Annotated in this window: 21 protein-coding genes and 1 riboswitch; of the genes, 11 read left to right on the forward strand and 10 right to left on the reverse strand. The window is 38.1% G+C overall.

What is annotated here, in order from left to right:
- The first annotated feature begins 62 nt into the window (after positions 1 to 62).
- Positions 63 to 1082 (forward strand): acyltransferase family protein, encoded by a 1020-nt coding sequence (locus ACFQZ9_RS23985; RefSeq protein ID WP_198308757.1) that lies wholly within the window; start codon positions 63 to 65, stop codon positions 1080 to 1082.
- Between the two features lie 52 nt (positions 1083 to 1134).
- Here the strand turns inward: ACFQZ9_RS23985 and ACFQZ9_RS23990 are convergent, their stop codons facing one another.
- Together ACFQZ9_RS23990 and ACFQZ9_RS23995 are read right to left on the reverse strand one after the other, a co-directional pair.
- Entirely contained in the window at positions 1135 to 1647 is a 513-nt protein-coding gene (locus ACFQZ9_RS23990) for a MerR family transcriptional regulator (RefSeq protein WP_198308756.1), read from the reverse strand.
- A gap of 54 nt (positions 1648 to 1701) precedes the next feature.
- Positions 1702 to 2667, reverse strand: a complete 966-nt coding sequence (locus ACFQZ9_RS23995) for a MerR family transcriptional regulator (protein WP_498945888.1) — start codon at positions 2665 to 2667, stop codon at positions 1702 to 1704.
- A gap of 242 nt (positions 2668 to 2909) precedes the next feature.
- Between ACFQZ9_RS23995 and ACFQZ9_RS24000 the strand changes: the two genes are divergently transcribed.
- Positions 2910 to 3746: an EamA family transporter gene (locus tag ACFQZ9_RS24000; RefSeq protein WP_498945890.1), complete on the forward strand. Its 837-nt coding sequence runs from the start codon at positions 2910 to 2912 to the stop codon at positions 3744 to 3746.
- A 48-nt stretch (positions 3747 to 3794) separates the two neighbouring features.
- Here the strand turns inward: ACFQZ9_RS24000 and ACFQZ9_RS24005 are convergent, their stop codons facing one another.
- On the reverse strand, positions 3795 to 4583 hold the full coding sequence (locus tag ACFQZ9_RS24005; protein WP_498945891.1) for an HAD family hydrolase: 789 nt from the start codon (positions 4581 to 4583) through the stop codon (positions 3795 to 3797).
- Positions 4584 to 4753: 170 nt separating this feature from the next.
- On the opposite strand from ACFQZ9_RS24005, the gene ACFQZ9_RS24010 reads away from it, so the two are divergent.
- The 4 genes from ACFQZ9_RS24010 to ACFQZ9_RS24025 all read left to right on the forward strand — a co-directional run bounded on the left by ACFQZ9_RS24010 (position 4754) and on the right by ACFQZ9_RS24025 (position 7935).
- Positions 4754 to 5395, forward strand: a complete 642-nt coding sequence (locus tag ACFQZ9_RS24010) for a VC0807 family protein (protein ID WP_198308752.1) — start codon at positions 4754 to 4756, stop codon at positions 5393 to 5395.
- A gap of 22 nt (positions 5396 to 5417) precedes the next feature.
- Positions 5418 to 6014: a TetR/AcrR family transcriptional regulator gene (locus tag ACFQZ9_RS24015; RefSeq protein ID WP_198308751.1), complete on the forward strand. Its 597-nt coding sequence runs from the start codon at positions 5418 to 5420 to the stop codon at positions 6012 to 6014.
- Positions 6015 to 6289: 275 nt separating this feature from the next.
- Positions 6290 to 7024: a polysaccharide deacetylase family protein gene (locus ACFQZ9_RS24020; RefSeq protein ID WP_498945892.1), complete on the forward strand. Its 735-nt coding sequence runs from the start codon at positions 6290 to 6292 to the stop codon at positions 7022 to 7024.
- 86 nt (positions 7025 to 7110) lie between these two features.
- Positions 7111 to 7935, forward strand: coding sequence for a DUF2935 domain-containing protein (locus ACFQZ9_RS24025; protein ID WP_498945893.1), 825 nt, complete (start codon positions 7111 to 7113; stop codon positions 7933 to 7935).
- Positions 7936 to 8046: 111 nt separating this feature from the next.
- On the opposite strand, the gene ACFQZ9_RS24030 is transcribed toward ACFQZ9_RS24025, so the two are convergent.
- Both ACFQZ9_RS24030 and ACFQZ9_RS24035 read right to left on the reverse strand, forming a co-directional pair.
- Entirely contained in the window at positions 8047 to 9408 is a 1362-nt protein-coding gene (locus ACFQZ9_RS24030) for a PFL family protein (protein ID WP_498945895.1), read from the reverse strand.
- Positions 9409 to 9426: 18 nt separating this feature from the next.
- A complete protein-coding gene (locus tag ACFQZ9_RS24035; protein WP_498945896.1) occupies positions 9427 to 9702 on the reverse strand; it encodes an ACT domain-containing protein in 276 nt (91 codons plus the stop codon).
- Between the two features lie 85 nt (positions 9703 to 9787).
- Positions 9788 to 9865: riboswitch (glycine riboswitch) on the reverse strand.
- Between the two features lie 361 nt (positions 9866 to 10226).
- On the opposite strand from ACFQZ9_RS24035, the gene ACFQZ9_RS24040 reads away from it, so the two are divergent.
- Positions 10227 to 10574: a hypothetical protein gene (locus ACFQZ9_RS24040; protein ID WP_498945898.1), complete on the forward strand. Its 348-nt coding sequence runs from the start codon at positions 10227 to 10229 to the stop codon at positions 10572 to 10574.
- Positions 10575 to 10701: 127 nt separating this feature from the next.
- Complete coding sequence (locus ACFQZ9_RS24045) at positions 10702 to 12207, forward strand: aminotransferase class V-fold PLP-dependent enzyme (RefSeq protein ID WP_198308746.1); 1506 nt, start codon at positions 10702 to 10704, stop codon at positions 12205 to 12207.
- Positions 12208 to 12252: 45 nt separating this feature from the next.
- Here ACFQZ9_RS24045 and ACFQZ9_RS24050 read toward each other — a convergent pair whose 3' ends face one another.
- From ACFQZ9_RS24050 to ACFQZ9_RS24060, 3 genes are all read right to left on the reverse strand, one after another.
- Entirely contained in the window at positions 12253 to 12948 is a 696-nt protein-coding gene (locus ACFQZ9_RS24050) for an LrgB family protein (RefSeq protein ID WP_198308745.1), read from the reverse strand.
- The gene (locus tag ACFQZ9_RS24055; protein WP_198308744.1) at positions 12945 to 13313 is read right to left on the reverse strand and encodes a CidA/LrgA family protein; all 369 of its coding nucleotides are present in this window, start codon (positions 13311 to 13313) and stop codon (positions 12945 to 12947) included. Before ACFQZ9_RS24055 ends, ACFQZ9_RS24050 begins: the two co-directional genes overlap by 4 nt.
- 103 nt (positions 13314 to 13416) lie before the next feature.
- Positions 13417 to 14310, reverse strand: a complete 894-nt coding sequence (locus ACFQZ9_RS24060) for a LysR family transcriptional regulator (RefSeq protein WP_198308743.1) — start codon at positions 14308 to 14310, stop codon at positions 13417 to 13419.
- Between the two features lie 205 nt (positions 14311 to 14515).
- On the opposite strand from ACFQZ9_RS24060, the gene ACFQZ9_RS24065 reads away from it, so the two are divergent.
- Positions 14516 to 15004, forward strand: coding sequence for a L,D-transpeptidase family protein (locus ACFQZ9_RS24065; protein ID WP_498945900.1), 489 nt, complete (start codon positions 14516 to 14518; stop codon positions 15002 to 15004).
- A 49-nt stretch (positions 15005 to 15053) separates the two neighbouring features.
- Here ACFQZ9_RS24065 and ACFQZ9_RS24070 read toward each other — a convergent pair whose 3' ends face one another.
- A complete protein-coding gene (locus tag ACFQZ9_RS24070; protein WP_498945901.1) occupies positions 15054 to 17453 on the reverse strand; it encodes an immune inhibitor A domain-containing protein in 2400 nt (799 codons plus the stop codon).
- A gap of 362 nt (positions 17454 to 17815) precedes the next feature.
- Between ACFQZ9_RS24070 and ACFQZ9_RS24075 the strand changes: the two genes are divergently transcribed.
- Positions 17816 to 18757: an ATP-grasp domain-containing protein gene (locus ACFQZ9_RS24075; RefSeq protein ID WP_498945902.1), complete on the forward strand. Its 942-nt coding sequence runs from the start codon at positions 17816 to 17818 to the stop codon at positions 18755 to 18757.
- Between the two features lie 91 nt (positions 18758 to 18848).
- Here ACFQZ9_RS24075 and ACFQZ9_RS24080 read toward each other — a convergent pair whose 3' ends face one another.
- Positions 18849 to 19379: a YceI family protein gene (locus ACFQZ9_RS24080; RefSeq protein WP_133337822.1), complete on the reverse strand. Its 531-nt coding sequence runs from the start codon at positions 19377 to 19379 to the stop codon at positions 18849 to 18851.
- Between the two features lie 156 nt (positions 19380 to 19535).
- Between ACFQZ9_RS24080 and ACFQZ9_RS24085 the strand changes: the two genes are divergently transcribed.
- Positions 19536 to 19682, forward strand: a complete 147-nt coding sequence (locus ACFQZ9_RS24085; protein ID WP_498945904.1) for a hypothetical protein — start codon at positions 19536 to 19538, stop codon at positions 19680 to 19682.
- Positions 19683 to 19694: the final 12 nt, after the last annotated feature.

Raw genomic sequence — 19694 nt, forward strand, 5'->3', positions numbered from 1 at the left:
CCACTTTTAAAATCTTGAATAATTTTAAATACCTTTTTTGAAATAATATTTGAGGTGATAAAATGGCTTCAGCTTCAAAAAGGAGTATGTTTTTTGATAATGCGAAATTTGTATTAATTTTTCTTGTTGTTTTTGGTCATGTGATCAGTCCGTTAAAAGAGGATGATGGATTCTTATTCACGTTATATACAGTCATATTTCTGTTTCATATGCCGGCATTTATTTTGATTTCGGGGTATTTTGCCAAAGGCTACCGAAAAAAAGGCTACTTATTAAAAACAGTAAAGAAAGTATTATTACCTTATTTTATTTTTCAAATTATCTATTCCATCTTTTACTTTGTAAGCGGTCAGGAAAAATCATTTGAAATTGATTTTCTTCATCCCCATTGGTCGTTATGGTTTTTACTCAGTATGTTTTGTTGGAATATAATGCTTTATTTATTTGCGAAATACAGATGGTATGGATTTTTGGTTTCCGTCATCTTGGGAATCGCAATTGGTTATATTGATTCAATCGGCAGTTTTTTAAGCCTTTCGAGAACCTTTGTATTTTTTCCTTATTTCTTATTAGGGTATTTGTTGGATAAGGAAATGCTTAGTGGACTTATTCGCTCAAAAATTTCACGTCCTCTTGGAGTGGTGGTCCTTCTTGCGATAATGGTATTGTTTGCGATTGGCTTTCCGAAGGATGCGGTCCCATGGCTGTTAGGTGATACATCTTATGCACATATGGGGAAAGAGCAGTTTATCGATGGATTACTTCGTGCCGGTCAATATGTCCTTACACTTGTTGTGGTATTTGGCTTTTTGGCATTAATTCCTTCAAATAAGTTTAAAGTAACAAAAATAGGGGAGAGAACCCTTTATGTCTATTTATTTCATGGGTTTATTTTAAAATCGATTCAATCGTTTTTACCGAATGATCGTTTAGATATGGTATCGAATAATTATGTTTTACTGATTATTTTTTCATTTATCATTTGTATAGGCCTTGGAAGTTATCTTATAAAGAAGTATACAAGTCCATTGGTTGAATTAGATATTTTATCTGGTCATAGGCAGAAGGGGTTGACCAGATAATCTTTACTAAAAAAGGGTCGAATGTGATTTCCCACATTCGACCCTCTTTTTATTAAAACAATCCGAATAACATGCTTACAATGTTCTTCTTTTTAGGTTTTTTCTTATGAAAATGAACGGTTTCTGTTTGAACAGGGGTGGATAACTCTGCAACCTGCTTTTGAAGTGTTTCGAGCTGGAGATTTAATGCCTTTACCTGGGACTGCAACTCCTCAATTTCTCTACGGTGCTGCAGGAGTTGATACGAGGCCACGGAGTCCGCTTTATCGTTCAGACTGATTTCCAACTCACGTACCTTTGCATACAGTTTTTCCATTGCCTGATCGTTTTCTACTGCCTTAACGGTCCCTCTACGTGGCTTTTTCTCCTGGATTGGAGCAATATCTTGTATGAGCGCTCCGTTTTGGATTTGTTCCTGAATTTTTTTTAGTAACTCAATGTCCCCATCTTTAAAAAAATAATGTCCCCGTTCATTTCTTTCCATTGGAAGTTCGAGTTGTTTTACCCAGCGTTGGATGGTACTTGAGGATACTCCTAATAATTTTGAAACCTCACTTGTATTCATCAATAACACCCTCCTAAAATTATTTAGACCCTTGGCGCTAAGTGATCAATAATCTTAAGACCAGAATTTCCACCATTTCTTCTCTTTTGTGGCAGCAACATCACGGAAACTGGTTAACATGTTTTGAAAGGCAGCCTCTCTTTTAATAATTTCACGTGATAGATATTCCCGTTCTTCTAGGAGAACTTCTCGTTCCTTTGTAATGGCTTCTGTTAAATTGGAAATTTCCTCATTGGTGATATCCATATAGTGAGAGAGTCCCTCTGATGTTTCGGCAACTTGCTTTGATAGGGAGTAAATCTCCTCCGTGGTTTCAATCGTTACATTCGCGATACTGTTCGATAGGTATTTAAGTGAATCCGTTGTTTGTTCGGAATTTTTTTCGATTGCAGCGGATAGCTCTTTAATTTCTTCCTTTGTGTTTTCTGTCGATTTATATATGGAGTTCGAAAGGGATTTAACTGTTAACATAGCCCCGTTGGAAATTTCCTTTTTTACTTCATCCAGAACTTCCTTGCGAACAACACTGCGGATTTCATCTTTTACTTCACTTAAGAAGGTTTGCTTATACGTATCCATTGCTTCGAAGAATAATTCAGCATTTTTTATTAGTTCTTGAGTAGCGATAGTAGCCTCCGGCTCAGGGCTGGAAACAAGCTCTAAGGAGATTTCTTGATTTTCGGGGCTTTCACTTTCATCCGGGTTTGACACCGGATTGAGGTTATTGTCCAATGGATTAGAATCCATTGGAACGGTTACTTCCTCTGGTTCAGATATTGTTTCAATGACAGGTTCATGTCTAATTAGTAGCCATTCACGTACAGATTCTTTGCTTTCTTTATTTGCAAACCTCTGCTTAATCTCTTGAAAGAGCTCTATTTCTGCCTCGGTATAAATTCTTGCTCCTTGCTTTGTTCTTGGAATGTCTAAGAGTCCATCAAATTCTTTTACCCACTTCCGAATAATTCCATGAGATATATTAATTTCCTTAGCGGCTTCTTTAATTGTGTATGCTTTCATAAAAAATTCATTCCTTCCCCTATTATCTACGAATGTTTCTCTTAATCTTATAATTCACCAAGAAGTACCTGCTTTTCCTGCTAGGTGACAAAAGCTATCAAAACAAGACGGAAATCTCAAAATACCTACAGCTTTCTGCAAAAAGAGCGTAAATATCGAAAATTGACAAAAAAGGGATTGAGAAATTTCGAAAAAAGGAATAAAATTTTAAGAGAATTTGATAGACAGAAAGAAGGTTCATCATGTGGATCGCAGCTGCATTTATAACCATGATTAGCTTTGGAACGAATAACACGATTTTTAAGTGGAGTACCGGAAATGGACTATCAAAACTTCATATCCAATTTTTCTTTTATTTTGTTGCCTTTGTCGTATCATTTGGATATGGAGTGATGAATGGAATCCTTCACTTTAACCTATTCACCATTTTTCTAGGTTCTTTAATTGGTATTTTAAATGCAAACGGCAATATCCAAATGTCTAAAGCCTTTGAAAAGGGACCAGCAAGTCTCACTTCACCACTAATCGGCACGAATGCACTCTTTCCAATTTTAAGTGCTGGACTTATTTTTCACGAGAAAATAAGTTTATTACAATGGCTGGGTATTGTATTTATGTTAGGGTCAGCGATGGTGATTCAGTATTCACCGTCTTCAAAACGAAATACAAGTTATCTTCCGTGGATTCTAAGGGTTGCACTTGCCATTTTGTCTTTTGGTATTTTGGGAATATTGATGAAAACTTCCACCTATTTACACATTAATTCTGTAAATCTCCTTATTTCGATGTATGGCGGGGGCAGTGTGTATTTAGCGATTTGCAGCCTGTTGCAGAAAGAAAAATGGCGCCGGAATGAGGCGGGTGTAGGGGCAATGGTGGGAATCATTAGTGTTTTTGGTTATGCTGCTTATTTCTTTGCCTTACAGTTTGGAGCAGCCAGCATCGTTTTCCCAATTGTTAGTTTAAATTGTTTAATCGTCGTTTTGGCGGGTTGCTGGATTTATAAAGAAAAATTAAAGTTATATCAAATTATTGGTGTGTTCTCAGCAGTGCTGGGGATCCTATTAACAAAAATATAATTATGAAGTTAAAAGAGCAGTGGAAAATTTATTCCACTGCTTCTTGCATTAACCCACTAAACCAAGTTTTTTCAAGCCATTATAAATCCCTGAGTTTGTTACCTCTGTCGTCCTATGTTTCGCGTATTGAAAGAGATCGGGGTGGCCATTTCCCATCGCAAAACCTTCGCCCACACTCATTAGCATTTCCTTATCATTCATTCCATCACCAAAAGCAATCGAGCTCTCCTTGTCAATTCCAAGATGTTTTAAAACCATTTGGATCCCGATTCCCTTGTTTACTTTGTCCCTGATGACATCATAACAGTGCTTTAAGCCTTCCAGATGAACTTGGGATAAATGAATCCCATCTTCATTTTGATAAAGATCAGCATCGCCTTCCTTTAGATTCATCAGCGTTATTCCTAAAATCTGATTATCCAATGAGGCAGTGTAGCTGCTATTTTTGTGTATGTGGAATTTTTCAATAAACTGTGCAGCAATAGGAGATTCCAGATGGGTAAAGGCATTACTCTCGTTTGTATAAAGGACGGCTTCATGTTGATTTGCTTCAGCTATTTGCAGAAACTGTTTCACATTTTCCTCACTCATATACTCTTTAAAAAGATCTTTCTGATTGTAGACGGCATAGGCACCGTTGTAGCCAATAAAAGAATGAATTTTTAATTCCTCCGCAATTTTATCAAGCTCATGCAGTGGTCTCCCGGTTGCTAAAAAGACTTCAATTCCCTTTTCTTGGACAGTGGCAATTGCCTCCTTGGTTGAGTCTTCAATAGTATCATCCGGTCTGAGGATGGTTCCATCAACATCAAGAAATAAAACTTTGTAATTCGGCATGATTGGTACTCCTTTTTTTTGAATATGACATTAGTCTACCACTTTCGAATTAAAGAAGTCACATATGTAGAACATCGAAAAAATGGTTTATATTGGAAAAAAAGACCATTGACAAACCGACGGTCGGTTTGTATGATGATCTTATAAATTGGTAAAGGGAGGAAAAAGCTGTGAAGATTTCATCCAAAAAGAAATTGATTTTAAGTATTGCTTTCAGTATCGTCATAAATGGGGCTATTCCAGTATTGGTTTACAATCTGCTTTTAGATCATTTTTCAAGCTTTGTTTCATTACTTATAGCGACATTGATACCACTAGGGGATAATCTTTATCATCTTGTAAAGTATCGTAAAGCTGATGCTTTTGGTTTATTTATGTTAATTGGTTTTCTGCTAAGTTTAGCAGCATTTGTTTTAGGCGGAAATGAGCGGCTTATTTTATTACGGGAGTCAATGGTCACTGGTTTATTAGGACTCATTTTTATTGGGTCGTTATTTTTGGGGAAGCCATTGATCTATCATTTTGCGATTCGATTTAGTGCAAGTGACGAATCCGTAAAAAAGGGACAGTTTACAAAAAACTGGGAAGTACCGTATTTCCGTTTTGTACTTCGTGTCATGACTGCAATTTGGGGTATTGCTTTACTTGGTGATGCAGTGTTGAGGGTCATTTTGGTATTTGAACTTTCAATTTCTACTTTTTTAGCTGTTTCTCAAATTGTCTTTTATTGCGTCATTGGGGCAGCGATTCTTTTTACCATTATTTATCGCAGGTATGCCAAAAAACGGTTAGACCTAATCATTCATAATTAAACAAGCAGGGAAGGTAGTAATCATGACGAATTCAACAATTTACGATAATCCGAGCTTTCAGCATATTTTATCCACTACAGAAGAAATCATTTTAGAAAAGGGCTGTAGAAATACTACCTTAAAGGATATCATTGAAAAATCCGGACTTTCTAAAGGTGCCATTTATCATTATGTAGATAGCAAAGACGAATTATTTGGACTGATATTGAAATCGAAAATAACCGAAATGAATGAAAAATTTCATAAGACAATTACACGCTCGATTGAGGAAGCACATGATGGCAGCCGATTTGGAGTGGTTGGTCAATTTTTCCACTCGCGTCAAAATACGAAAGATATTGGCAATCTCATCTTTATTTATCTGCTAAGTCAGGAGAATGAAAAGGTAAAAAAAATTCTTAATGATCTTTTTAATTACAGTAAAGAGACGGGAACCCAATGGATCAAAATGGGTCAGGAAAATGGTGTGATTCCTCCAAATATTGATGCAGCGAAAATGTCAATATTGTTGATGACTTTTTCCTATGGGTTACGGGTAACGCAAATATTAACGTCTTCAGAAGAGGATAAAGTTGATATGAGTGATATTTTTCAACTTATTATGAAGACATTGTCTTAAAGAGTCTTCCTATGGGGGGATTTAGGTGCTATTTTCCATAAGGTTGCTGAATGAGGGCCTAAACTCACTGAGGTTACCTTAGAAAAGGCCATCATCCGGCATATGTAACTCTCATCATTTTTAATTTACTATATATATCTTTTTAATGTTTTTATACCATTGGGTAGGCATACACCAATCGCAAAAGCCTCTATAAATCCTGTATGACATCGTTCATAGAACGACCTCTCTATAGAAATAATATAAGTAAGCTATTAGAAGAAGAGAGGAATTCTATGTATAAATTATTAGTTCTTATCCTTGGATTTCTGCTTATCAGTTGTCCGGCAGAAGTGTTTGCACAAAAGAAGGTACCCATCTTAGTCTATCATTCCATTGCAGAATTTACAGGACACGGTCAAAAGGAATTATATGTAACCCCAGAGAATTTTGAAAAGCAAATTGGATATTTGCGGGACCATGGATTTACCTTATTAACGTTTGAGCAATGGCAGAATATTGATCTTGTTAAGAAGCCGATTTTCCTCACATTTGATGATGGCTATAAAAATAATTTGACTGCCTTAAAAGTCTTTCAAAAACTTCAAACCAATCAGTTTAAACCAGCTGGTACCTTTTTTATCATCACGGATTTTATTGGCCGCACGAACCGTTTATCGTCAAATGATTTAAAAACGCTCTCTAAATCCGGTTTGATTTCTATCCAGTCTCATACCGCGACCCATCCAGATTTGACTAAAACAGAAAAGCTGGACTCAGAATTAAGAGATTCGAAAAGGGCATTAGAAAAAATAACTGATAAAGAAGTGATCGCGATTTCCTATCCTTTCGGGAATTTTAATCCTAGGGTTGTGACGGAGACAAAAAATTATTATCTTTTTGGATTAACTACAAGTCCTGGTCCTTATATCAAACAAGGAATTGAAAACGAACACTATCTTCTTCCAAGGACATATATCAAATATTCCACATCATTAGACGATTTTGCAAAAATTGTAAATATGGATTAAGGCGGTTACGAAAATCGTAATCGTTTTTTTAGGGTTTTAATGGGACAAACGCGGAATATGCTTTAGATAGGGGAGGGATTGTGTTTATGGCTGCTACAATCAGTGTGTGGGAAGAACATTTATTTTGGACTGAAATTCTTTATGATCATGCGATTTTTGTACGGGACCATTTATCAGTGGAACAAGTACAGGAAGTTTCGATAGCAAAAAGGTTTATTCAATCATTTGCTAATTTAGAAACGAGTCTTGGAAAAATTAATCCGGCGTTGGATTATCGTTCTAGTGAGTTAATTTCGTTTGCTAAACAAGCCTATCCAGTCGCATATGAGTATTACCGTTTTGAAGGCCATTTGCAAAATTTGCGGATAAAAAACGAGATCAATCTTAATTTATCTCCTACTTATTTGAACGGCACGCTAAATGAAAATCAAGAGTATTTGCGGTTGCTATCCTTTTATGTAAATGGACAGGAGCCGGTTTCGCTGCGTTTAGACCAATTATTGGATTTATGGCTGGAGGATCAGCTTGGCCATATTATTTTATTAAGAAATGTCACAGATCCAATAGAGTTAGCGGTTGATCGGCAAACAGACCTATATGCACAGAGATTTCAAATGTTTATTTTACAAAACCATCATGTAAAAGGGTTTTTAAGATTTACAGAGCAAGGGTTTCCTAGACAGAGAGAATTGGCATTGGAGGTAGGAAAGACGGTTATTGAAATGAATGGGTATATAAGGTCGGTGGTTGAAAAATATCAAGGAGACCGGATCTTAAATAAAACGACTTTACGGTTTTTGGAGCATCATTTTCCGGAGACCTGCTATTTCGTGAAAAAATTAGCGGAATTCGCTCCTGAGCTTCAAGCCGAAAGCACAAATTGCTCTTTGAGGAAGCCATCGTTTAATTAGATTTTTAGGAGAGGTATCCGACAATGGGTGAGAGTTATCCGACAATAGGAGAGGGTCAAACGACAATAGGAGAACATCTCCAACAATTGTCGGACCCTCATCCATTTTGTTTTAATTAATCAGTGCCTGCAGCGGAGCTGGGATTCTTCCTCCGCGATTAATCAGTTTTTGGGAGCTAAATGGGTTCACTCCGATGACAGGTGCTCTGCCAAGGAGGCCGCCGAATTCGACCATTTCGCCTTCCTTTTTTCCCGGAACCGGAATTACCCGGACGGCGGTCGTTTTCTTATTGATCATCCCGATGGCAGCTTCATCCGCAATCATTGCTGAAAGAGTTGAAGGAGCTGCATCGCCTGTTATCGCAATCATGTCTAGACCAACAGAACATACGCAAGTCATCGCTTCAAGCTTCGATAAATTTAGTGCGCCATCGATAATACCGCGAATCATCCCGTTATCTTCGCTGACGGGGATAAAAGCGCCGCTTAATCCACCTACATAAGAGCTCGCCATGGCACCACCCTTTTTCACAGCATCATTCATTAGTGCAAGTGCTGCAATCGTCCCGTGCGTTCCCACTCGTTCGAGTCCAATCTCTTCAAGAATTTCGGCAACACTATCATTTAAAGCATTTGTTGGGGCCAATGACAAATCCATAATCCCAAACGGAATACCAAGCCGGTTGGCTACCACTCTGCCTATCAGCTCACCGGCACGAGTAATTTTAAAGGCTGTCTTCTTGATAATTTCAGAAACCTCGCCTAGGTCAGCATCTGGGTAGCGTTTCAATGCGCTCAAAACAACCCCTGGACCGCTTACACCAACATTGATGACTGCTTCGCCTTCCCCTGCTCCATGAAAAGCTCCAGCCATGAAAGGGTTATCCTCTACGGGATTACAAAAGACAACAAGCTTCGCACAGGCAATCCCGTTTTGATCCTTCGTTCTTTCAGCCGCCTCTTTAATAATAAAACCCATTTCTCTAACGGCATCCATATTAATCCCTGTCCGGGTGGTTGCAACCGAAACAGAAGAGCAAACACGCTCCGTTACACTCAGTGCTTCCGGAAGGGCTTTTAACAATGTTTCGTCACCCTTTGAGGTTCCTTTATGAACAAGTGCAGAAAAGCCGCCGATAAAATCAATTCCTAATTGTTTTGCCGCTTTGTCAAGCGTTTTCGCGAGCTCTACAGTTTGTTCCGCTGTTGCATTGCCGAGAATTTCAGCAATCGGTGTAATGGAAATTCTTTTATTTATAATTGGAATTCCAAATTCCTTCTCGGTTTCCTCGGCCACTTCTCTTAAGTTTTGTGCGTATTTCGTGATTTTTTCATAGACTCGCATATTCATTTTTTCAAAATCAGAATCGGCACAATCCCGGAGGCTGATGCCCATCGTTACCGTACGAATATCAAGATTTTCCATTTGAACCATGCGAATCGTCTGTAGGATTTCATCCATTGCAATTGTCATAATAACGATCTCTCCCTTTTACACGCGGTGCATCGCTTGGAAAATTTCCTCAAGCTGAATGTTGATTTTTAATCCCATATCTTCACCGGCAAGGGTCAATTCATTCCTTAATCTATTTAAATTTACCTTTCCGGTAACATCAATAATCATCATCATGGTGAAAAAATCCTGTAGAATCGTTTGGCTGATATCAAGAATGTTCATGTTGTTGTTTGCAAGAATGGTTGTTACCTTTGAAATAATTCCTACCTGATCCTTTCCAATTACACTTACAACTGCTCGTCTTCGCTCCATTTCTTCCACCTCTATGAATAAAATAAAAAAAAGATTGGATAGATCCAATCTCACGGTAAAAGAAGAGTGTGTAGTTTTATGTACAACTTTCTCTTCTGTCCTTTTGCCTGAGATTGTGAATCCTTCGGCGCCGCAAATGCGCGGTCTCTCCAGAAGCTGCTCCGGTTATAGTGTGATCCACAACCATCATAGCCTGCTATATTGAATTAAACAAATCTTATCAAGGAAAAAGATTTCAGTCAATAAGAAAAATATGTAGAATTTGTGTGGCCGTTGTTCGAGCTTAGCATCATAGCCAAAAACTCACTCCAACATGTGAACTCCTAACCAGAGTATTTTAAGCCCGGACAACTTTGACCTACAATAAAGATAATAACCGGAAACGATTAAAAACGGATGAAAAAAATGTTAACAATTTGTTAAGTCTTTGTTGATTTAAAAATAATTATATTGTAAACGGACAGAAATTATTATGTAAACAAACACCGCTATACTAAGATATAAGACTAAAAGGCGGTGGTTTTATGGAAGAGACACTAGTAAAATCATATTTACAAAAATCATTGGAAGAGTGGAAAGAGGATATATCCAATTTCCTTGGTGAAATCGACAAAGAATATGAAGAGGTAGCGCAGGAGTTAAAGGTATATTCATATAAATATAACATTACGAAACAAGTGATTCAATCAACGGTAAATGAGGAGATCATCGAAAGTATTCGGCAAATGTACCATAAACCTTTTGAGGAAAGTTATAACCAACTAAAGGTGTACATACGAGATCTTGAAGAGAAACGAAAGGTTTTTCAAATGTTTATCCAAAAAATTGATGAAGTCACTCGGAAAGAATCAGCTAAATTGAATGTTTCATAGGTAAGAAGATATCCCGATGGAAGCAGCTTTTACGATATAAAGCTGCTTTTTATGATGTATAAGAACTTGAACCCGCATTCCTTCACCTTGCATATATTGATTAACAGATAGAGGAGAGGTGAAGCAGATGATCACCGCCATGATCGGCAGTAAAACCTATACACTGCCAGAAAACCTGGAGGAATATTTTCAAAGATTTCGTTCTCAAGTGATCGGAATCAATCATGAATATGAAACGCCCTATGGAAAAAAGCAAATCATTTATACGGACTGGACGGCAAGCGGGCGTCTTTACCGTCCAATCGAACGGAAAATATCTGAGGTATTTGGACCATTTATGGCAAATACCCATACTGAGTCCAATACAACGAGTTTAATGATGACCGCTATCTATAAACAATCAAAAAAGATTATAAAAGAGCATGTAAATGCGGATGAACGGGATTCGCTTATTCTTGATGGCTTTGGGATGACCTCAGTTATGAATAAATTTCAGAGAATCTTAGGGTTGCGGGTCCCCGAACAGTTAAGAGGGTATTTGCAAATTCCTGAAAAAGAGCGCCCCGTTATTTTTATCACCCATATGGAGCATCATTCAAATCAGACTACGTGGCTTGAGACCATCGGGGAGGTTGTCATTTTAGAACCTAGCTCAACCGGAGAGATTGATGTTCCGCAATTGGAGGAGCTTCTCCAGAAATATCGTGAACGTCCATTGAAAATAGGGTCTTTTACGGCTTGTTCGAATGTTACGGGAATTCAAACCCCCTATCATCAATTAGCAAAAATCATGCATCAACATGGAGGATTATGTTTTATCGATTTTGCTGCATCTGCACCGTATGTCAAAATCGATATGCATCCGGAAGATCCTTTAGAAAAGTTAGATGCGATATTTTTCTCGCCGCATAAGTTTTTAGGAGGGCCGGGAACAAGCGGGGTATTAGTTTTTGATTCAAGGCTTTATTCAAATCAGGTACCGGACCATCCGGGGGGAGGAACTGTACTATGGACCAATCCCTGGGGGGAGCATCATTATTATCCAGATATTGAACTCAGAGAGGATGGAGGAACACCTGGAATTTTGCAAGCAATTCGCACAGCCCTTTGCGTGAATTTAAAAGATCAAATGGGCGTTGGAAATATATTAAAAAGAGAAAAAGAGCTGCTTGGAATCCTATTACCACAGCTTGAAAAAATTCCAACCTTTCACATATTAGACGGTCATTTAAAAAACCGTTTAGGAATTATTTCTTTTTACATTGAAAATATCCATTATAATTTAATTGTTCGTTTGCTGAATGATCGTTTTGGCTTTCAGGTCCGGGGTGGATGCTCATGTGCCGGAACATATGGTCATTATTTATATCAGATTGATCAACCTGCTTCAAAGCAAATAACAGATAAAATTAACCATGGAGATCTATCTACAAAACCTGGCTGGGTCCGATTTTCCTTGCATCCGATTATGACAAATGAGGAAATTTGGTTGTTTATTCATGCAATAAAAGAAATTATTGCGAATATCGAGGTTTGGAAAAAGGATTATGTTTACGATCCGGCGAGTAATGACTATTTCTATATACACCATATTCGCGAGGATATGGCACCACTGTTCCGGTTAAGTGATTGATTTAAATCGGAAAAACTGCCTTTCGACCATTTGAAAGGCAGTTTTTTATTGTAAATGGATAAAGTTCATTAATACAGGAATGAGGGAAAAGCCAAAAATCAGGGTAATCCAAGCAGCAAAAATCATTGCAAGCGTTGAAAAGGTTCCTTCTTGTTCACCATATTCCATCGCTTTATTCGTTCCAGCACCATGTGCAGCCATTCCAAGTGCAAGACCTTTGGCAATAGGCGTTTTTATCGATAATCCCTTCATCACCATCGGGCCCACAACACCACCAACTACTCCAGTCAATATGACAAAAACGGTTGTTAAAGTAGGCAGTCCGCCGATTTCCTTTGATACTTCAATGGCAATAGGTGTCGTAATGGATCTTGGCAGGATACTTACAACAAAATCTGAATTTAAATGAATAAGTTTAGAAAGCCCCAATGAAGAAAAAATGGCGATCAAACATCCGGTTGTAATACTGATTAAGATGTTTCCAATATATTTTTTTATCAAAGGATAATGCTTATAGATCGGGATTGCAAAAGCAACTGTTGCTGGTCCAAGCATATAAGTAAGAATATTCGTAGACGCTAAATAGGCATCTGCGGAAACATGCATGATTTTAATTAGTCCAATTAATGCAAGCGGCGCAATCAATAATGGATGGAATAATGGAAAAGTCCATTTCACGTAAGCCTTTTTAGAAAAGCAATAAAGTATATACGTAATCGCTGTGAAAAAAATAATTTTCATAGCGCATCACTTCTTCTATGATTATAGATTTTTTCAGAAACAAATGCGGTTGTTCCCATAACGATAATCGTACTAAAAATGATTAAAGCAATCGTTTCAATCCCTTCAATGCCCATGATTTCTTTATAATTCACTACTCCTACAGCAGATGGAACAAAAAAGAGCAGCAATTCGGCGAGCAGCCATTTTCCGCCTTGTTCAATCCACTCAAGTTTTATCACTTTTAGCTTTAATGCGATAAATAATAGGATTAAGCCAATCATGGATGCTGGAATGGGGCCGTGGATAACCGACTTGATTGCCATTCCAAGTATAAGAAATAAATAAATACATGCGATTTGTAAACAAATTTTCAGTAGTTTCATCCTAACAACCTTCCTTGAAAAAGCATCATTTGTTATTACTAGGTAATGTTACGATGAAGTTAGTTATTCGTAAAATACATATTTGGAATCAGATGCATTACTTTTAGTTATAATGAAACAGCTGCTTTGCACTGAGAATAAAATTTATAAAGGTTCGAGAGGCGTATGATATATAACGCCCTTTTTTCGTAATCACGGCTAGCTTCCACGGAATGACTGGGCGCAGTTTTATAATTTTAATTTCAGGATTAAGGACACGGTGACAAATAGAATCGGGAAGGGCGGTTACGCCTAAATTGGCCGCAACCATTTCCGACATAAAATCCCATTGAGAGCTTTTATATAATATTTTCGGTTCGAAGCCTTGATTAATACATTCATCACGGACGAATTGATGCAAAGCGAATTCCTCACTGTAAAAAATAAATTCCTCATCTTTTAATTCATGGAGGTGTACCATTTCACGATCTGCAAAGGGATGATCATAATGAACTAATAATTTCAATTCCTCCTCGACAATTGGATACAGATCAAAATCTTTTTCTGAAACAGGAAGGACTGCCACTCCTAATTCAAACTCTCCCTCTTCAATACTTTTTACGACTCTTGCTCCCCCATATTCAGTTATATTGATATGTACATTCGGGTAGGTTTTGTGGAATTTTGCCAAGACTTTTGGAAAAAAGAGACTGCCAATGATAGGAGGGATGCCGATGTGAATTTGCCCTCTTGATAGATTGGTCATATCATTAAGGGTTGTAGACATTTCATCCATTAACAGCAGCATTTTCTGAGCATACTCCATGACAATTAAGCCTGCGTCTGTGATATCACTTGTTTTATTTGAGCGAATGATGAGTGGAATGCCGAGCTCCTCTTCAAGGCCTTTCATCATTTTACTAAGGGCCGGCTGTGAAACATGGAGAGATTCTGCTGCCTTTGTAATACTTTTGTGTTTGGCAATTTCCAAAAAATATTTTAACTGACGTATATCCATTTTTAATACCTCCTCTGGACTTATTATATCGATTGAATAGTAAAGTTCATAATAGCTTCTGCCTCTAATGTTGGCAACGGCAAACTTGTCCGGGCATATGCTAATAAGAAAAGTGGAAGCGCCTTGTTCAGCTCCGGCAAGTGCTGGAGCTGGACAATTCTCAAAGTTCACATATAAGATTTATGAATTAAAAAGGTGGGAAGTCATGATTCATATCGTAAAACGCGGGGAAACACTTGCGTCGATTTCTGCTGATTATCGGGTGAATTTGCATCATCTTTACGCAGCAAACCCCGGAATTGGACATTTACAGGTAGGTCAAAAAGTACAAATTCCAGGACTGCCTGACCCATATACGATTCCTTATTCCATCGATGTTTCTGTTGGTAAAAGAAGACTTGCATTATATCACAATGGAAAGTTAGTGAAAATTTTTCCTATTGCCGTTGGGAAAATGCTGACGAATACTCCAACGGGTGAGTTCGTGATTGTCAACCGGCAAATGAACCCCGGGGGACCCTTTGGAGTCATGTGGCTTTCACTATCCAAACAAGGCTATGGAATCCATGGGACAAATAATCCAAGTTCGATTGGAAAGGCCGTCTCCCATGGCTGTGTAAGAATGTATAACAGGGATGTCCTCCAGCTTGCTGATACTGTTCCGAATGGAACGCGGGTGGTTATTCATCAATAATTTCTAAAGAAAAAGGTCGATTCACAAAGAATCGACCTTTTTCTTACAGTTATTTATAGATTACGATTGAGCCGACGGATTTGTCTTTGGATTCGCCATTAACTCGAACTTTTAGGCCATAGTTACCGATATTTCGACCGGCATCTGGCATAAATGTGTTTTCGAATGAGTTGCTGTCATTAAATAATGATACAGCTGGTTGACTTGGTTCATTCAATGTTTGTACACCTGGATAGTCAATATTTAGACCGGATGTTGGATCTAAACCAAAGGCAGCATCGGCAATATGGTAGCGAGTGCTTGCTTCGGCAGTTTTTCCAGTACTTAAGAGCCATTCTAGGTCATTACCTAAGTGGGCGTCAACTACACCTAAGAATCCATCTCCAGGATGGTCACCTGTCCAGTTATCGGTATAGCTATCATCAACATACCAAACTACTAAACCTCCATCATAGCTCATTAATGATTTACCTCGTGCAATATGGGCAAGACCTTCGTCAACACCTTTATGATTGCGCCATTCAAGTAGGTAGTAGTGATCAGTTAATTTGTTACCATCCATTTTGGTAAAACCGTTTAAGGTAAAAGGAGAAGTGGTATTTTCAGCACCCTCATCTACTATCGTTTGCCCGTCGGCAACAACTTTGATGTTATCTGCAAAGAAGCCAATATAAGAGCTTCCCCAGTCAGTTGCATAGCGAAGGCGAAGTTTGATATTTTGACCTTTATACTCAGATAAGTCGAATGACTGAGGCTGCCATCCATTCGATTTTCCAGTAAACCCAGGCATTGAATTTAAGATAGTTGGATAACCTTCAGGAACCACGTCGGAACGGGTATTAGCATTCCCTAATGATTTCCAAGTTGAACCGTTATCAGTAGAAACTTGAACGAAGGCAAAATCCCATTGTGGCTCGATGTCATACCAAGCATCAAAAGTTAAATTTGCCGAAGATTTTCCAGTTAGGTCAACATCGGTTACCATGTTGCTATCCATTTCGTCAGCTTGTCCACCCCAATATTCAAAGCTTCCAGCTGCGGGAGTATTTACAGGCGTTTTCTTTTTCGGGAGGTTAACGCGTACCGCTTGGTTATTTTGTCCAAGTGGTGAATTTGCTTGGTCAAGCAAGAATTGAGTTCCTTTTGTAGAAACTTCATCCCAATTTACAACTGTTGGTGCAGTCCATTTTCCACCAAGAGTGGATTGGAAGTACTGTTTGGCAAATGGAGAGAATCCTGTTGGTTCTGCGCCAGGAATTTTTCCAGCCCATGAGCCACTAGCCATGATGGACCAATAGCCAATCGCTTCACCAGTTCCAGTATACTGAGTATCATATTCATCAGGAAGACCTAAGTCATGACCATATTCATGGGCGAATACCCCAGTGGCACCGTCTTCAGGCATAACAGTGTAGTCATAGAATCCTGGTAAGCCTTTTCCTAATCCATCTGGGTCATAGAAAACAGCCGAACGGTGTGACCAAATCGCATTATCTCCCAAGGAACCGCCGCCAGCTTCTTGTCCCATTCCGGAATGAATAATTTGTAAGTGGTCTACTAATCCATCAGGCTCCCAGAAGTTACCGTCGCCATCTAAATCATGCGGGTCTTCTAAATCATAGTCTTGAAGAGGGACGCCTGCAGCTTTTGCAGCCTCAAGAGTATCTTTAACTAATTGCTTCGAACCACCAGGTGTTACGTTATCATGGCCTCCAGTAGATCTGTCAGCACCATAGTAAGCAGCAGTGCCAGGCACTTTTAACCAGCCATAGGCTTTACCTTCAATGGTATAAGTCCCACCTGATTGTTCTTCATAAAATTGCTTTTGTGATACTTGGTCTTCACCATGTGGACCTTTAAACTCTCCTTTATTTCCAAAAATCATTTTTTCGTAATGTTCAGGAGTATAGTCTGAATAGTAGTTATCTGTTTCTTCAGGCTTAAGGTTGTTGTGTTCAAAATCTGAATACTCTACCATTATGGTTAATAGTTTCCCTTTTTTCTGTACACCAGGTGAAGTTCCTTCCTCTACCGGATCCGGATTTCCCTTTAACTGCCCATATTTGTTCCCTTTACCTTTTAAGAGACCTTTATTAAAGTCTTTAAATTTGCGCTGTTTTTCTGCATCTGCTGCCTTGACCTTAGCAGCAAGAGGGTCAGCTTGCGTTACCTTGTCTTGTTTCCCTTTTAATTCTATATAGTTTTGCAAAGCTTTTTGCTTTTCCGCAGTGGAGGCACTTTTCGAAATCACTCCACGTTTGATCAGTGAATCTAGTAACTTGTCCTCATTTACTACAGATAAATCTAGTGAACCGTAAGAGTGTGAGACAGTAGGATTTTTATGTAGTATGTCCCCCCCAGTTGAGCTAGCGTAGTTGCCAGGAAAACCTGCAAATAAGGTTCCTGCAATTACGGCTGTTGATAGACCGGTTTTTAAAAACTTTTTCAACCAAATTCCCCCTAAACTGTTTTCTTTCGATACAATTCCATAATATTCCGAAAATTATGACAAGACAATGAGACTAATTCCTTAAAATTTCAAAAAAGTTCCGAAAATGTAGTAAAATGGAATTAAAATCATAATGGGTAATTTTTGCTATTTTGGATAAGTTATTAATTTTCAAGAATAATTTCAAAAAATGCTTTTTTGCTTTAAAGTGTATGAGGAATACAGAGTTAATAATAATATTTGTGATAAATTAATTTTGAAAAAAGCACAAAAACTATTTTATTATAGAAATAGGGTAGTTTTAAAAAAGTGTTTTCAAAACGGATTGATAAGTAAAATCAAAGCGAGAGGGGATTCTTCTTTTGAAAAAGGTATATATCATACACGAAAATAGCGAGTGGACTGTTCATTTAACAAAGCGTTTAGACGAACTGGAGGTACCATACGAAGAATGGCATTTAGACAACGGGAGACTTGATTTAGCGAAAGAACCGCCAGAAGGGATTTTCTATAACAGAATGAGTGCCTCCTCTCACACAAGAGGTCATCGCTTTGCGCCTGAATTGACTGCGCAGGTTCTTGCTTGGCTTGAAACACATGGCCGTAAAGTATTTAATGGCACGCGTGCTCTCCAGTTGGAGGTAAGTAAGGTTTCACAATACTTAGAGTTGAATAAACATGAAGTGCGTACACCAAGAACGATTGCGGCTGTTGGAAAAGAACAAATTATCGAAGCTGCCCGGGAATTTGTCGGTACACCGTTTATAACAAAGCATAACCGGGCTGGAAAAGGACTTGGGGTTCAGTTATTCCAATCCATTGAGGCCCTTCGTTCCTATGTGGAAAGTCCGGCATTTGAAGAATCGATTGATGGAGTTACGTTAATCCAGGAATATATTCAAGCTCCTGAAAGCTATATTACTCGCTGTGAGTTTGTCGGTGGAGAATTTGTGTATGCAGTTAAGGTAGACACATCGGAAGGCTTCCAGTTATGTCCTGCAGATGCATGTCAAATAGGTGACCTGTTCTGTCCTGTGGGGGAAGAGGTAGAGAATAAACCAAAGTTCCAAATTATTGATGGTTTTGCAGATCCAATAATTGAAAAATATCAGCAGGTGTTAGCGGATAATGGGATTCAGATAGCTGGAATCGAGTTTATCCGTAATGTTGATGGTGAAATTTTTACCTATGATATCAATACGAATACGAACTATAATTCAGATGCTGAAGCCAATGCTGGGAAGTTCGGTATGCTGGAACTTGCAAAATTTTTGAAAGCTGAACTTGCAAAATTAAATAACTAAGATTTATTTGAAAGCTCTCTATGTAAATTGGAGAGCTCTTTTTTTGAAAAAGGGCAGATTCTCAAAGAATCTGCCCCAATTTGCTATATTATTAAGCTTTTGCAGCTTGGATTTGTAAGTTGATTTTAACTTTATCGCCTACAAGCACGCCGCCAGTTTCTAGTGCTGCATTCCAAACTAAACCGTAGTCAGAACGGTTAATGGTACCTTGTGCACTAAAACCAACTTTTTCATTTCCCCATGGATCTTTACCTTGACCTTCAAATGTAACAGCGAAAGTTTCTGGTTTAGTTACGCCACGTAATGTTAAATCACCAGTAAGGTTGTATTCACCTTCATCTGTTTTTTCAATTTTTGTAGCACGGAAAGTCATGTTAGGATGATTTTCTGCATCAAAGAAATCGGCAGAAACCAAGTGACCGTCACGATCTTTATTGCGAGTGTCTACACTTGCAGTTTCGATTGAGAATTCGATAGCTGCAGTTGTTAAGTCAGCTGGATCAGCGTCAATTGTTGCGCTGAAATTATTGAAAGTACCTTTCACGTTTGCAATCATCATATGGCGAACAGAAAAATCTACACTGCTATGTGCAGTATCAAGAGCCCATTTAGTTTTTGTCATTTTATTTCTCCTCCAGTTTTGTTTTGAAATCATTTATCTTGAAATTAAAATAACTTAATTCAAGGTAAATTATAATTTGAATACAAGTAGATTGTCAATCAATTTTCGCAAATTTTTTTCGACTTATTTATTGAAAGGAATAACAGGGGAGAAGGGATGAATGGAGGCAGAAAACAAATACTAAAATGGGCAAAAAAAAAACGCCATATTGGCGTTTTGCGTTTGAAATATTGGTTGAATGTTAAAAATAGGCATGTTAAAATTAATATTGGTCTAATTGAGATTTTTAAAGGCTATATATAAATATCCTATAAT

Origin of the sequence: Neobacillus sp. GCM10027624, from assembly GCF_042675345.1 — a bacterium.
GTDB lineage: Bacteria > Bacillota > Bacilli > Bacillales > Cytobacillaceae > Neobacillus > Neobacillus cucumis_D.

Coding starts and splice junctions, on each gene's coding strand:
- ACFQZ9_RS23985 (WP_198308757.1), top strand. CDS start 63: ATGGCTTCAGCTTCAAAAAGGAGTATGTTTTTTGATAATGCGAAATTT.
- ACFQZ9_RS23990 (WP_198308756.1), bottom strand. CDS start 1,647: ATGAATACAAGTGAGGTTTCAAAATTATTAGGAGTATCCTCAAGTACC.
- ACFQZ9_RS23995 (WP_498945888.1), bottom strand. CDS start 2,667: ATGAAAGCATACACAATTAAAGAAGCCGCTAAGGAAATTAATATATCT.
- ACFQZ9_RS24000 (WP_498945890.1), top strand. CDS start 2,910: ATGTGGATCGCAGCTGCATTTATAACCATGATTAGCTTTGGAACGAAT.
- ACFQZ9_RS24005 (WP_498945891.1), bottom strand. CDS start 4,583: ATGCCGAATTACAAAGTTTTATTTCTTGATGTTGATGGAACCATCCTC.
- ACFQZ9_RS24015 (WP_198308751.1), top strand. CDS start 5,418: ATGACGAATTCAACAATTTACGATAATCCGAGCTTTCAGCATATTTTA.
- ACFQZ9_RS24020 (WP_498945892.1), top strand. CDS start 6,290: ATGTATAAATTATTAGTTCTTATCCTTGGATTTCTGCTTATCAGTTGT.
- ACFQZ9_RS24025 (WP_498945893.1), top strand. CDS start 7,111: ATGGCTGCTACAATCAGTGTGTGGGAAGAACATTTATTTTGGACTGAA.
- ACFQZ9_RS24030 (WP_498945895.1), bottom strand. CDS start 9,408: ATGACAATTGCAATGGATGAAATCCTACAGACGATTCGCATGGTTCAA.
- ACFQZ9_RS24035 (WP_498945896.1), bottom strand. CDS start 9,702: ATGGAGCGAAGACGAGCAGTTGTAAGTGTAATTGGAAAGGATCAGGTA.
- ACFQZ9_RS24040 (WP_498945898.1), top strand. CDS start 10,227: ATGGAAGAGACACTAGTAAAATCATATTTACAAAAATCATTGGAAGAG.
- ACFQZ9_RS24045 (WP_198308746.1), top strand. CDS start 10,702: ATGATCACCGCCATGATCGGCAGTAAAACCTATACACTGCCAGAAAAC.
- ACFQZ9_RS24050 (WP_198308745.1), bottom strand. CDS start 12,948: ATGAAAATTATTTTTTTCACAGCGATTACGTATATACTTTATTGCTTT.
- ACFQZ9_RS24055 (WP_198308744.1), bottom strand. CDS start 13,313: ATGAAACTACTGAAAATTTGTTTACAAATCGCATGTATTTATTTATTT.
- ACFQZ9_RS24060 (WP_198308743.1), bottom strand. CDS start 14,310: ATGGATATACGTCAGTTAAAATATTTTTTGGAAATTGCCAAACACAAA.
- ACFQZ9_RS24065 (WP_498945900.1), top strand. CDS start 14,516: ATGATTCATATCGTAAAACGCGGGGAAACACTTGCGTCGATTTCTGCT.
- ACFQZ9_RS24080 (WP_133337822.1), bottom strand. CDS start 19,379: ATGACAAAAACTAAATGGGCTCTTGATACTGCACATAGCAGTGTAGAT.
- ACFQZ9_RS24085 (WP_498945904.1), top strand. CDS start 19,536: ATGAATGGAGGCAGAAAACAAATACTAAAATGGGCAAAAAAAAAACGC.